Source organism: Streptomyces canus 299MFChir4.1, from assembly GCF_000383615.1.
GTDB lineage: Bacteria > Actinomycetota > Actinomycetes > Streptomycetales > Streptomycetaceae > Streptomyces > Streptomyces canus_C.
Window position 1 is genome coordinate 379,361 of record NZ_KB911584.1, and the last position, 12,922, is coordinate 392,282.

A 12,922-nucleotide genomic window follows, 5' to 3' on the forward strand; every position below is an offset into this window, starting at 1 on the left:
CTTCCCTCAGTTCACTCGCCACGCCACCAGCGCAGGAGGCGCTGGAACGCCCCGAGACGTACGGCGGGTTCGGGCACCGGCGCCGGAGCGACGGGCTCCGGCGCCACCGGCTCCCGCTGCGGCGTGCTGACCTGCCAGTCGGTGCGGCGCTGGGACGGAGCCGGGTGCGCGGGGCGCGCCATGACGTCCTGCTGGGACCTGGGCGCGAACTTCACCGGCAGGGCCACCAGATGCCGGTTGGAGAGGGTCTCCTCCCACTGCAGATCGTCCTCGTCGCAGGCGAGTTCCGCGTCGGGGAGCCTGGTCAGCAGCGCGTCGACGCCGACATCGGCGATGGCACGGCCGATGTCCTGACCCGGGCACTCGTGGGGGCCGCCGCTGAAGGCCAGGTGGGAGCGGTTGCCCTGCATATTGGCCTTGGTGTCGGGCCGGACGCGCGGATCGACGTTGCCCGGTGCGATGCCCAGGATCAGACCGTCGCCCTTGCGGATGCGCTGACCGCCCAACTCGGCGTCCTGCTTGGCAAAATATCCGAGAATAGTACTGAACGGCGGTTCGTCCCACATGGACTGCTCCACCGCTTGGGGCACCGTCATCTGGCCGCCGTTCAACTGAGCGCGGAACCGCGGGTCGGTGAGTACGACCCTCAGTACGTTGGCCAGGAGATTGGCGGTGCTCTCGTACGCGATGATCAGGACGAGTCGCAGGTGCTGGCTGACCTCCTGGTCGGTGAGCCGTGCCGGGTGGTTGATGAGGTGGCTGGTGAAGTCATCCTCTGGTTGGGCCCGGCGGCGAGCGGTGAGCCGCATCAGGACGTCCATGATGTATTCGTTGCTGGCGATGGCTGTTTCGGTGCCCTTGGGCAGGTCGCGGGCCGCCTCGACGATCCGGTCGTTGTACTCGTCGGGCATGCCGAGGATTTCGCACATCACCATCATCGGCAGGCGCTCGGCGAACTGGCTGACCAAATCGGCCCGACCCTGCTCGCAGAACCTGTTGACCAGGTGCTGGGTTGCCCGGTTGATGTGGCGGCGGACGCCACGGTGGTCGATGGTCGAGATGGCGCCGTTGACCGCGGCACGCAGCCGCAGGTGCTCGTCGCCCTCGGCGTGACAGCACAACGGCTGCCAGGCGAGGTGCGGCATGAGCGGATGATCCGGCTTGACGGTGCCGTCCTGCATGGGGCCCCACAACCGTGTGTCTCGGCTGAAGTGCGAGGGGGTACGCACCAGGTGCATGTTCTCGCTGTGGCCGAGGACCACCCAGATCGGCACGTCCTCGTGCACGAGCGCGGGGGCCACGGCTCCGTGCTCGGTGCGCAGTTCCTCGTACACGGATTCCAGGTCCTCCGCCCCGGGACCGTACAGCCGACGCAGTCCGCCGGGGCCGATGCCGTGCGCGGGGCAGCCGGGCGGGGCGCCCGCGGGGTCGTACGTACCGGCCGGGGAAAAGGATTCAGGCGTCACGATGGTCGCTCCGGAGCTGAGGTCGATCTGGTCTGAAAAAAGTCATGGGCTGCCCCGGCCCGGGTGGTTCGAGTGAGGCCGGGGGCTTGGGAGAGGTCGTGCGGCAGTACGGCTCGGCCGGGCCTCGGCTCACACCGGAGCCCTCTCCACCGCCAGCGAATGAAGAAACCGCATCAAGGTCATCAGCACATCCCGGCTCGACGCCCGCCGGCGCGCATCGCACTCGACGATGGGGATGTCCGCGCTGAGGTCGAGCGCGCTGCGCAGGTCCTCGATGGCGTGGCGGGGGCCGTCGGGGAAGGTGTTGACGGCTACGACGAAGGGCACGCCCCGTTCCTCCAGGCGGTCCATGACGTCGAAGCTGACTTCGAGGCGTCGGGTGTCCACCAGGACCACCGCCCCGAGCGCGCCTTCGAACAGGCCGTTCCACAGGAACCAGAAGCGTTCCTGGCCGGGGGTTCCGAAGAGGTACAGCACCAGTTGCTCGGTGATGCTGATGCGGCCGAAGTCCATGGCCACGGTGGTGGCCGTCTTGGTCTCGGATCCGTAGTTGTCGTCGACCCCGATGCCGGCCTGGGTCATGGTCTCCTCGGTGGTCAGCGGTTTGATCTCGCTGACCGAGCCGACCATGGTCGTCTTGCCGACGCCGAAGCCGCCGACGATGACGATCTTCACCGCGGCCTGGGCGGTCTGGGGCAGGTGGTCCCCTGTTCGCGGACCGGGGATGGTGTCAGAGCCTTTGAAGTCCATGCATCACCGCTTCGAGGAGGGAACGGTCGGCCAGCGCCTGGCGGATCACAGGGGCGCGCGCCGTCACCAGTTCGGCCGTCAGCAGCTCGGTGAGCAGGACGGTCACCACGCTGAACGGCAGGCTGAGATAGGCGGACAGCTCGGCCACGGACAGGGGGGCCGTGCAGAGCCTGAGCAGCGCCGCCTGCTCGGGCGTGGCGGAGGGCGGTGGGTCGGCGTGCGCCACGATTAAGGTGACCAGGTCGAGTTCCGAGCGCTCGGTTCCGTCGGGGCCGGTGATGACGTACAGCCGCTCGGGGTTCTTCTTTGGTCCTTCGGGTGGGTCCTGGCCCTCCTGCGGGGGCTGCGGTGCCGGTTCCGGACTGGCCTTGGGGAATCGCCGTCGGCGTTGTGGAGGAGTCATACGGTCTGCCCGTTGCGGCGGGGCGGACTGGTGAGGTGCGCGCCGATGCGGACGACCAGATCGCTCATGCGGGCGCTCATGTGGCCGGGTTCGGTGATGATGTCGGAGAGCACCGCGAGATAGGCGTTGGGGCCGGCGGCCATCAGGTAGAAGTAGCCCCCGTGGATCTCGATGAGGACCATCTTCATCTTGCCGTCGCTGCCGGGGATCTCCCCGGCGACGGCGCCCGCCAGGCTCTGCAGGCCCGCGCAGGCCGCGGCGACGCGGTCGGCGGTGTCCGGGTCGCCGCCGTGGCGGGCGATGCGCAGGCCGTCGGCGGAGAGCACCACGATCATCTGGATGCCCGGTACGCCTTTGGCGAGGTCCTGGAGCATCCAGTCGAAGTTGCCTCGCTGCTGGATCACTTGAGGTTCCCCTCATCTTCGGCCTCGGTACGGGCCGGTTCGTCGGTCGGCTGACTGGCGGTGGAAGCGGTGGGGCGCTTGAGGCCGTCCATGAACGCCTGGACCCACAGGCCCGGCGGGGTGTCGTCCGGCTTCTGTTCTGGCTCGGGTTCGCGGCCGGCCGTCGACCAGATGGTCGGGCGGCCTTCCCGCTCGGCGCGTTCGATCTCGGCCTGCTCGGCGTAGCGCTGGGTGAGCGAGGTCTTGACCCGGCTGCGGCGCTGCGGCAGCCCGTTGGCCGTCCATTCGGTGACCTCGGGGACGTCGTCCTCCATGGACACCGGCGTCGTGAACTTGGGGCTGGTGGGGCGGCGCTTCTTGATCGTGCGCTTGGGGCCGGGCAGCGCGCCGAGTTCGGCCTTGGGGACGGCGGTGGCGCCGATGCCGTGGGCGAGTCCGACGCCGGGCTCGTCGGTGAGCATGTCGCTGGGCACGACGAGGATGGCGCGGACGCCGCCGTACGCGGAGGCACGCAGGGAGACCTGCATGTCGTACGCCTGGCAGAGCCGGCCCACGACGGCGAGGCCGAGGCGCGGCGACTCGCCGAGGTCCTGGAAGTCCACGCCGGCCTTGGCCCGCTCCAGCATGCCCTCGGCCCGCAGCCGGGCCTCCTCGCTGAGGCTGACGCCGGCGTCCTCGATCTCGATGCAGACGCCGGTCTGCACCTCGGTCGCGGTGACGTGCACCTTGCTCTGCGGCGGCGAGTACCGGGTGGCGTTGTCGAGGAGTTCGGCCGCGGCGTGGATGACCGGCTCGACGGCGGTGCCCTTGACGTTGACCTTGGCGATCGACGAGAGGTCGATGCGCCGGTACTCCAGGATCCGGGACATGGCGCCGCGCAGCACGCTGTACAGCGCGACGGGCTCGGGCCACTGCCGGCCGGGGCGGCCGCCGCCGAGGACGGAGATGGAGTCGGCGAGCCGGCCGATCAGCGCGGTGCCGTGGTCGATGCGCAGGAGGTCGTCGAAGACCTCGGGGTTGCGGCCGTGGTCCTCCTCCATCTCCCGCAGTTCGTTGGCCTGTTGGTGCACGATGGCCTGGACGCGGCGGGCGATGTTCACGAAGGAGCGCTGCGCGGCGTCGCGCATGATCTCCTCGGTGTCGACGATGGTGAGCACCGTCTTGAGCAACCGGACCTGTGGCTCGGGCAGGTGCGCCCAGGAGGGGTCGAACTCACCGAGTCGGCGAATCACCTCTCCGGGGGAACTTCCGCGGCGCAGCCAGTCCAGCGCGGTCGGCGCGATCTCCTTGGCGAACCGGATCAGGTCCTGGTCGTGGTCGGCGATGCGCTGCTTCAGATCAGCCGTGTGACGGATGTGCTCAAGTCGCTGCTCGCGCAGTTCCCGACCGCGCCGGACGGCTTCGGCCGCCACCGCGATCACCAGCAGCGTGGCGACGGCACCGCACCAGCCGACCGCGGCCCTGGCGGGCTGCTGCACCAGCGCGACACCGGTCCCGGTCACCGCGGCCATGACTATGGCGGGAAGCAACAGCACGCGCGCATACGGCAGTTCACGGCGTCCTGGGGGGGATTGAACACTCACCATGTGGGCCCTCTGAGACGTATCGACGGGGAGTCGCACATATAGGGAACAAGCGCACGAATACACATCAACTCGGTGCGCTGCGGGCGAGCTTAGTCCGACCGGATCATCGCCGTGTCATATTCAGCAAGCGCCTGAAACGGGCATTGCGACTGGAGTACCCTCGGCCCATTTGCACGCTCCGACACCACTCGAACACGGCGAGTCATGGCGTACAGGCTTGCGAAAACCCCTCACCGCGGCGAGTGAAGATCAGCCTCCGGCCGGGTGCCGGAGCCGGACTCCGGCGATGCGCAGGGCGGCGTCCGCGGTCGCCTCCGCGAAGGCGGAGACGGGGCGCTCGGGGTCGGAGCGGTGGACGAGGATCACGCCCTCGATCAGGCCGAACAGCAGGTCCGTGCGGAGATCGAGCTCGCTCTTGGCGAGGGCGCCACCCGCGGCCGTCGCGGCGAGCAACTGCCGGTAGGCGTCCTTGAGTTCGGCGCGCACGGCATGGAAGCCGGCGAACCGCTCGGCGCGCACCTCGGGCAGCAGATAGAGCCCGCCGAGGTTGTGCGGCCCGCCGCACAGCACCTCGACGTCCGCACGGCACAGCTCCCACAGCCGGCTCTCCGCGGAAACCTTGTCGTCCGCGAGCAGTTCACGGGCATACACCAGCGAGGGCGTGACGGTGGACTCCAGGAGCTCGGCGAGGAGCTCCTCCTTGCCGGACACGTAGTGGTACATGGACGCCTGCCGCATGCCCGCGCGCTCGGCGACGGCCCGGGTGCTGGTGGCGGCATAGCCCAGCGAGGTGAACAACTCGGCTGCGGCGACGAGGAGTTCGTCGCGCGGAGCCAGCCCGCTGGCCGGCCGCCGATCGGCCCGCGGCCTGCCGACCCGCCGCCCGGGCTCCGCCGCCCCGCCTGTCGTACCCATGCGTTCGATCCTCGCACACGGGGCGCGCGGCGTTCTCCTGGCGATCGTCGGGCGCGCCGGGGCGGCGGCAGCGGGAGGTGACCGAGGAGGTGGTCCCGCAGGACGAGCACGGTGATGAAGGCGCCCGCGAGCACCAGGTTCTGGAGGACCAGTCGGCGGGCGGCCCGGGTCCGCCGTACGACCGCCGGAGCGGTCGCGAGTCCCGTAAGACGACCGCAATCGCGGTCTCCAGCGAGAAGTCGGAGCCCCGCCGCACGGCGACCGCAGCCAACCGGCCGCCTCGCCACCCACCGGGGGCAGCCGGACCCACCCCCGCTTCCCAGCGACACGCACACAGCAACCCACCGGGGGGCCAGGGCTGTGACATCAGCGGCTTCACCGCGGGACGCGACCAAGCCCCCCCGGCCCCCGCCGCACCCCGCCCCACCCCCGTGAGCCCCCGGTAACCACCCGGCAACACCCGGGCAATCCCCCCGACCTACCCGGCCCCTAATTTCTGTCAAGCGACAGAAACGCCCCTCCCCACCTCACCCCCACCCCGCCCCCTGAGCCGGAGGTCCGCCATGGCCACAGAGACCACATACGGAGCCCGAGACCACGCCCGCGCACAGGAGGGCACCCGTACCGAGGCCATGCCCGTCGTCCCGGCCGGCGACTGGCCGGACCCGCCTTGCGAGGCGGGACACCTGGTGTGGGCGGAGACCGTCGCGGGCGGCAACTACACCCACCGCGTCCTCGCCCGAGGCACCGAAGTCCGCCTCACCGACCTCCACGGAGACGCCTGCGCCCACCTCCTCCTCTACGCGGAGGGCCGCCCCTGGGAGCGTCTGAACGTCGCCGACACGGTGAAGGTCCAGTGGAACGCCTACCTCGGCGAGGGCCAACTGCTCCTGTCCGACCAGGGCCGCGTCCTCGCGAGCGTCGTCGCCGACACCTCCGGCCGCCACGACGCCCTGTGCGGCACCTCCACCCTGGTCCGCAACACCGCGCGCTACGGCGACGGGACGCCCCAGAGCCCCTCCCCCGCCGGCCGCGAGCTCTTCAAGCTGGCGGCCGCGAAGAACGGCCTCGAACCCCGCGATCTCCCGCCCTCCCTCTCCTTCTTCCAGGGCGTGCGGATCCGCGAGGACGGCGGCCTCGACTTCACCGGCTCGGCGGGCCCCGGCGGCAGCGTCACCCTCCGCGCCGAACAGGACGTGACGGTCCTGATCGCGAACGTCCCGCACCCCGCCGACCCCCGGCCCGCCTACGTCAGCACCCCGCTGGAGGTCCTCGCCTGGCGCGCCGGGCCCACCCGCGCCGGCGACCCCCTCTGGGACGCCACCCCCGAAGGCCGCCGCGCCTTCCTGAACACCGCCGAATTCCTGGCCTCGAAGGGACGCGCATGAAGACCGTGGTTCCGGCCCGCACCGCCTGGTCCTCCGTCATCCGCGAGGGCGAGACGCTCACCATCACCGACCTGCACGGCAACCAGGCCGTCGACTTCCTCGTCTACGACGCCCACGACACGGCGGTCCGCTACAGCGCCCCCGACACCATCCAGGCGCAGGGCGGCATCTTCCTCACCACGGGCAGCGTGCTGATGTCCGACGAGCACACCCCGCTGATGACGGTCACCGCCGACGACGTGGGCCGCCACGACACGGTCGGCGGTGCCTGCTCCAAGGAGTCGAACACCCTGCGCTACGGCCACCACACCTGGTCGCAGCACGCCTGCGTGGACAACTTCCTCGCCGAGGGCTCGAAGCACGGCCTCGGAAAGCGCGACCTCGTCTCCAACATCAACTGGTACATGAACGTGCCGGTCGAGAAGGACGGCACCCTCGGCATCGTCGACGGCATCTCCGCCCCGGGCCTGACCCTGACCCTGCGCGCCGAACGCGACGTCCTCGTCCTCGTCTCCAACTGCCCCCAGATCAACAACCCCTGCAACGGCTTCGACCCGACACCCGTCGCGATGACGATCGAGGCCGCGGCGGAAGGTGCGGCCGAAGCCACGGAGACCGCGCCCGGGGCCACAGCGACCGCGATCGGGGCCGACGCATGACCTTCGACACCCTCCTCGTCGCCAACCGTGGCGAGATAGCGGTCCGGATCATCCGCACGGCCCGCGAACTGGGCCTGCGGACCGTCGCGGTGTACTCCGACGCCGACCGGTCCGCACCCCACGTCCGGCTCGCCGACCAGGCCGTACGCCTCGGCCCGGCGCCCGCGAAGGAGTCGTACCTCGACGCCGACCTGGTGCTGAAGGCGGCCAAGGACTCGGGCGCGGGCGCGATCCACCCCGGCTACGGTTTCCTGTCCGAGGACGCCGCGTTCGCCCGCCGCTGCGAGGACGCGGGGATCGTGTTCGTGGGCCCGACGCCCGAGCAGCTGGAGCTGTTCGGCGCGAAGCACACCGCGCGGGCCGCGGCGCAGGCGGCGGGGGTGCCGCTGGCACCGGGAACGGGCCTGCTGCCCTCCCTCGACGAAGCGCTCGAAGCGGCCGCGGCCATCGGCTATCCCGTCATGCTCAAGGCCACCGGCGGTGGCGGCGGCATCGGCATGTCGGCCTGCCGCTCCGCCGACGAGCTGACCGACGCCTGGGACCGGGTGCAGCGCGTCGCCGCCGCCTCCTTCTCCTCCGCCGGCGTCTTCCTGGAACGGCTCGTCGAGCGGGCACGCCATGTCGAGGTGCAGGTCTTCGGCGACGGCGACGGCACGGTCGTCACCTTCGGCGACCGCGACTGCTCCCTCCAGCGCCGCAACCAGAAGGTCGTGGAGGAGGCTCCCGCGCCCGGTCTCCCCGCTCACGTCCGCGCACAACTCACGGACAGCGCCCGCGACTTGTGCGCTTCCGTCGGCTACCGCTCCGCGGGAACCGTCGAGTTCGTCTACGACGCCGCCCGCGAGGAGGCCTACTTCCTGGAGGTCAACACCCGTCTCCAGGTGGAGCACCCGGTCACCGAGGAGATCTACGGCGTCGACCTGGTCGCCTGGATGCTCCGCCTGGCCCGGGGCGAGCGGGACGTCGTGCGCGAGCCGGGCCCCCCGCGCGGCCACGCCGTGGAGGCCCGCGTCTACGCCGAGGACCCCTCCCGCGAACACCGGCCCAGCGCCGGCCTGTTGACGCGGGTCGAATTCCCCACAGGGGTCCGCGTCGACGGCTGGGTGGAGACCGGCACCGAGGTGACGACGTCGTACGACCCGATGCTCGCGAAGGTCATCGCGTACGGCCCGGACCGCGCCCACGCGCTCCAGCGGCTGGACCAGGCCCTGGCACGCACCCGTGTCGACGGCATCGAGACCAACCTGGGCCTGGTCCGGTCGGCACTGGCCGACAGCGACTTCAGGACGGCCGCCCACTCCACGGCGACCCTGTCCGGGGTCCAGGACCCGACCCCGCGCATCGAGGTCGTGGCCGCCGGCACCCTCACCACGGTCCAGGACTGGCCGGGCCGCACCGGCTACTGGCAGGTCGGTGTTCCGCCGAGCGGCCCGATGGACGACCGCTCCTTCCGGCTCGGCAACAGGGCCCTGGGCAACCCGGAAGGCGCCCCGGGCCTCGAATGCACCTTGCAGGGACCGTCGTTGAGGTTCACCCACGCCACGGCCGTCTGTGTGACGGGTGCTCCGGCCCCGGTCACCCTCGACGGCACACCGGTGCCGCAGTGGGAGCCGGTGGCCGTGCCCGCGGGCGGAGTCCTGGAGGTCGGGGCACCCGCCGAACACGGTCTGCGGACGTACGTCCTGTGCGCGGGCGGCCTCGACGTCCCGGCCTTCCTCGGGAGCGCGAGCACGTTCACGCTGGGCCGCTTCGGCGGACACGGCGGACGGGCGCTGCGGACGGGCGACGTACTGCACGCGGGACGTCAGGGCGAGGGGAGGCCGCTCGAAGAGACACCAGCCGACGGGACGCCGCTCGAAGAGACACCGGCCGAGGGGACCCAGGCCAAGGAGACGACCGAGCGGGCACCGGCCGAGAGGACATCCGTCGAGGACGGCCACCCCTCCTTCACCTCCACCTGGCACATCGCCGCCGCCGAAGGCCCGCACGCCGCTCCGGAGTTCTTCACCGAGGACGACATCCGCGACTTCTACGCCGCCGACTGGAAGGTCCACTTCAACTCGGCCCGCACCGGAGTCCGCCTGGTCGGCCCCAAGCCCCGCTGGGCCCGCACCGACGGCGGCGAGGCCGGACTGCACCCGTCCAACATCCACGACACCCCGTACTCGGTCGGCGCGGTCGACTACACGGGCGACATGCCGGTGCTGCTGGGCCCGGACGGCCCCTCGCTCGGCGGGTTCGTGTGCCCGGCGACCGTCATCAGCACCGAGCGCTGGAAGCTGGGCCAGCTGCGCCCCGGTGACACGGTCCGCTTCGTCCCGGTGCACACGGACGGCTCGGTGCGCCCGGCGATCGTGGACGGCGGCATCCTCGCCCGCGACGGCGACGTCACGTTTCGCCGCAGCGGCGACGACAACGTGCTGGTCGAATTCGGCCCCATGCAGCTGGACCTGGCGCTGCGCATGCGCGTCCACGCGCTGATGGAGGCGGTGGCCGAACAGGGCCCGGACGGCATCACCGACCTCACCCCCGGCATCCGCTCCCTCCAGATCCGCACGGACCCGAACCGGCTGCCCCAGCACGAACTGCTCGCCGCCGTACGGGAGATCACCGCGTCGCTCCCGCCCTCCGACCAACTGGTCGTCCCCTCCCGCACCGTCCATCTCCCGCTCTCCTGGGACGATCCGGCGACCCGCGAGGCGATCGCCCGCTACATGGCGGGCGTGCGCGACGACGCGCCCTGGTGCCCGTGGAACATCGAGTTCATCCGCCGCGTCAACGGCCTGGCCTCGGTGGACGACGTCTACCGCACGGTCTTCGACGCGGAGTACCTGGTCCTGGGGCTGGGCGATGTCTACCTCGGCGCCCCGGTGGCCACACCGCTCGACCCGCGCCACCGCCTGGTGACCACGAAGTACAACCCGGCACGCACCTGGACGGCGGAGAACTCCGTCGGCATCGGCGGGGCGTATCTGTGTGTCTACGGCATGGAGGGCCCCGGCGGCTACCAGTTCGTGGGCCGTACGACCCAGGTGTGGTCGCCCTGGCAGCAGCGCGGCGCGTTCGAGCCGGGCTCGCCCTGGCTGCTGCGCTTCTTCGACCGCATCAAGTGGTACCCGGTGGACGCGGACGAACTCCTGGAGCTGCGCGCCGACATCACGTCCGGCCGCTTCGTCCCCCGTATCGAGGAGGGCACCTTCTCGCTCGCCGAGTACCAGGCCTTCCTCGCCGAACACGCCGAGCCCATAGCGGAGTTCAGGGAGCGCCAGCAGGCGGCCTTCGCCACGGAGCGGGACGCGTGGGAGGCGGCGGGCGAGTTCGCGCGGGCCGAGTCGGCGGCCACGCCGGCCGTCGCCCCCATGGACATCGCGGTCCCTCCGGGCGGCCGTCTGATCGAGGCCGAATTCGCCGCCTCCGTATGGCAGTTGAACGTCGAGCCCGGTGACGAGGTGGCGGCCGGGCAGCCTCTCCTGGCCCTGGAGGCGATGAAGATGGAGTCCAGGGTGCACGCGCCGGCGGCCGGCGTGGTCGCGGAGATCCTGGCCAGGCCGGGCGACCAGGTGGAGGCGGGGACGGCACTGCTCGTCCTGGCCCCGCCCGCACAGTGAACGCCGGCACAGTGAGCGGACGCCCAGTGAACGCCCGCACAGTGAAAGAGGAGCGCGTCATGTCCAGCACCGTCACCCGGGTCCGTGCCGCCCACGACCGCGTCGAGGCCGTCGACCGCCCGGAGATCTGGATCGACCTGCGTCCGCGGGAGGAGGTCGAGAAGGAGGCCCGGGCGATCGACGAACGGCTCGCCCAGGGCGAGCGACTCCCCCTCGCCGACCGCCTGTTCGCCGTCAAGGGCAACATCGACGTGGCCGGCCTGCCCACCACCGCGGGCTGTCCGTCGTACGCCTACCGTCCCGAGGCCGATGCCCCGGTGGTCGCCCGTCTCCGCGCGGCGGGCGCGATCGTGCTCGGCACCACGAACCTGGACCAGTTCGCGACGGGCCTGGTCGGCACCCGCTCCCCGTACGGCGCGGTCCGCAACGCGTACGACCCGGCGAGGGTGAGCGGCGGTTCCAGCTCCGGTTCGGCGGTCGCCGTGGCACTGGGCATCGTCGACTTCGCGCTCGGCACCGACACGGCGGGCTCCGGCCGGGTCCCGGCCGCCTTCAACGGCATCGTCGGGCTCAAGCCCACCCGTGGCCTGGTCCCGACGGCCGGGGTCGTCCCGGCCTGCGCCTCGATCGACTGCGTGACGGTCTTCGCCCGCACCCTCCCGGAGGCCGAGCAGGCGCTGTCCCACATGACGACCGGCATCGCCCCGGCCCTCCCCGGACGACGACCCGGCCCCTGGCGGATCGCGGTCCCGCCACGCGAGCAGCTCGGCGAACTGGACGAGGGCTGGGCCGAGGCGTACGAGCAGGCGGTGGAGCAGCTGGTCACGGCCGGCGCGTCGGTACGCGAGCTCGACCTCACGCCCTTCACACAGGCGGCGGCGATGCTCTACGAGGGCGCGTTCGTGGCCGAGCGCTACACGGCGGTGGGTGCCTTCGTCGACAAGGCGACAGCGGCCCGCGACGACTCCCTCGACCCCACCGTCGCCGCCATCATCACCGGGGCCCGCGATCTCCCGGCCCACCAGCTCTACGCCGACCTGGACCGCCTGGCCGCACTCCGCACCCGGGCCCTGGCGGAACTGGCCCACGCGGACGCCCTGCTCCTGCCCACCGCCCCCGGTCACCCCACCCTGGCCGAGGTCGCCGCCGACCCCCTGGGCGCCAACGCCCGCCTGGGCCGCTTCACCAACTCCACGAACCTCTTCGACCTGGCCGCGGCGGCCGTCCCGGCGGGCGAGGTGAACGGCCTCCCGTTCGGCGTGATGCTGATCGGCCCGGCGCACACCGACGAGCGCCTGGCGAGCATCGCACGCCTGCTCCAGCCGGAGATCCGGCTCGCGGTGGTCGGCGCCCACCTGACGGGCCAGCCGCTCAACCCCCAACTGCTGTCCCTGGGCGCCCGCTACGACCGTACGACGACCACGGCCCCGGTGTACCGCCTGCACGCCTTGCGGACGGTCCCGCCGAAGCCGGGCCTGGTCCACGTGGGCGAGGGCGGCGCCGCGATCGAGGCAGAGGTGTGGCGCCTCCCGGCAGAGGGCCTGGGTCGCCTCCTGTCGGCCCTGCCCCGCCCCATGGCCTTGGGAAGCGTAGAACTGACGGACGGCACCAGGATCCCCGGCTTCCTGTGCGAACCAAGCGCACTGGAGAACGCCGAGGACATCACGTCATACGGCGGCTGGCGCAGCTTTCTGCAACACCGGCCGAGCCAAGGTTTTTAAGGGGCGCGGGGAACTGCGCGAC

General features: G+C 71.5%; 10 protein-coding genes. 4 read left to right on the top strand and 6 right to left on the bottom strand.

Translation table 11 applies throughout. The features are described from left to right. Positions 1–11 precede the first annotated feature (11 nt). The 6 genes from H293_RS0109800 to H293_RS0109825 all read right to left on the bottom strand — a co-directional run bounded on the left by H293_RS0109800 (position 12) and on the right by H293_RS0109825 (position 5,524). Positions 12–1,466, bottom strand: coding sequence for a cytochrome P450 (locus H293_RS0109800; RefSeq protein ID WP_020117696.1), 1,455 nt, complete (start codon positions 1,464–1,466; stop codon positions 12–14). A gap of 129 nt (positions 1,467–1,595) precedes the next feature. Next, positions 1,596–2,216 carry a GTP-binding protein gene (locus H293_RS0109805; RefSeq protein ID WP_020117697.1) on the bottom strand — a complete coding sequence of 207 codons (621 nt, stop codon included), beginning with the start codon at positions 2,214–2,216 and terminating at the stop codon, positions 1,596–1,598. Then, positions 2,197–2,619, bottom strand: a complete 423-nt coding sequence (locus tag H293_RS0109810; protein WP_020117698.1) for a DUF742 domain-containing protein — start codon at positions 2,617–2,619, stop codon at positions 2,197–2,199. The genes H293_RS0109805 and H293_RS0109810 overlap by 20 nt, the downstream gene beginning before the upstream one ends. Next, positions 2,616–3,023, bottom strand: a complete 408-nt coding sequence (locus tag H293_RS0109815) for a roadblock/LC7 domain-containing protein (RefSeq protein ID WP_007380839.1) — start codon at positions 3,021–3,023, stop codon at positions 2,616–2,618. The genes H293_RS0109810 and H293_RS0109815 overlap by 4 nt, the downstream gene beginning before the upstream one ends. Next, a complete protein-coding gene (locus H293_RS0109820) occupies positions 3,020–4,609 on the bottom strand; it encodes a sensor histidine kinase (protein ID WP_199790144.1) in 1,590 nt (529 codons plus the stop codon). The genes H293_RS0109815 and H293_RS0109820 overlap by 4 nt, the downstream gene beginning before the upstream one ends. Before the next feature lie 249 nt (positions 4,610–4,858). Then, on the bottom strand, positions 4,859–5,524 hold the full coding sequence (locus tag H293_RS0109825) for a TetR/AcrR family transcriptional regulator (RefSeq protein ID WP_020117700.1): 666 nt from the start codon (positions 5,522–5,524) through the stop codon (positions 4,859–4,861). 563 nt (positions 5,525–6,087) lie between these two features. On the opposite strand from H293_RS0109825, the gene H293_RS0109830 reads away from it, so the two are divergent. Genes H293_RS0109830 through atzF form a run of 4 tightly spaced genes read left to right on the top strand, consistent with a single transcriptional unit; the run spans position 6,088 to position 12,900 of the window. Continuing rightward, positions 6,088–6,912, top strand: coding sequence for an urea amidolyase associated protein UAAP1 (locus H293_RS0109830; RefSeq protein WP_020117701.1), 825 nt, complete (start codon positions 6,088–6,090; stop codon positions 6,910–6,912). After that, a complete protein-coding gene (locus H293_RS49295) occupies positions 6,909–7,571 on the top strand; it encodes an urea amidolyase associated protein UAAP2 (protein ID WP_020117702.1) in 663 nt (220 codons plus the stop codon). Before H293_RS0109830 ends, H293_RS49295 begins: the two co-directional genes overlap by 4 nt. Continuing rightward, the gene (locus H293_RS0109840; RefSeq protein ID WP_020117703.1) at positions 7,568–11,179 is read left to right on the top strand and encodes a 5-oxoprolinase/urea amidolyase family protein; all 3,612 of its coding nucleotides are present in this window, start codon (positions 7,568–7,570) and stop codon (positions 11,177–11,179) included. The genes H293_RS49295 and H293_RS0109840 overlap by 4 nt, the downstream gene beginning before the upstream one ends. 59 nt (positions 11,180–11,238) lie before the next feature. Further along, positions 11,239–12,900 carry an allophanate hydrolase gene (gene atzF, locus H293_RS0109845; RefSeq protein ID WP_020117704.1) on the top strand — a complete coding sequence of 554 codons (1,662 nt, stop codon included), beginning with the start codon at positions 11,239–11,241 and terminating at the stop codon, positions 12,898–12,900. Positions 12,901–12,922: the final 22 nt, after the last annotated feature.

Bases quoted from the DNA above. Each gene is read 5' to 3' on its own strand.
- atzF (WP_020117704.1), top strand. From the start codon at position 11,239: ATGTCCAGCACCGTCACCCGGGTCCGTGCCGCCCACGACCGCGTCGAG.
- H293_RS49295 (WP_020117702.1), top strand. From the start codon at position 6,909: ATGAAGACCGTGGTTCCGGCCCGCACCGCCTGGTCCTCCGTCATCCGC.
- H293_RS0109830 (WP_020117701.1), top strand. From the start codon at position 6,088: ATGGCCACAGAGACCACATACGGAGCCCGAGACCACGCCCGCGCACAG.
- H293_RS0109840 (WP_020117703.1), top strand. From the start codon at position 7,568: ATGACCTTCGACACCCTCCTCGTCGCCAACCGTGGCGAGATAGCGGTC.
- H293_RS0109810 (WP_020117698.1), bottom strand. From the start codon at position 2,619: ATGACTCCTCCACAACGCCGACGGCGATTCCCCAAGGCCAGTCCGGAA.
- H293_RS0109825 (WP_020117700.1), bottom strand. From the start codon at position 5,524: ATGGGTACGACAGGCGGGGCGGCGGAGCCCGGGCGGCGGGTCGGCAGG.
- H293_RS0109820 (WP_199790144.1), bottom strand. From the start codon at position 4,609: ATGGTGAGTGTTCAATCCCCCCCAGGACGCCGTGAACTGCCGTATGCG.
- H293_RS0109805 (WP_020117697.1), bottom strand. From the start codon at position 2,216: ATGGACTTCAAAGGCTCTGACACCATCCCCGGTCCGCGAACAGGGGAC.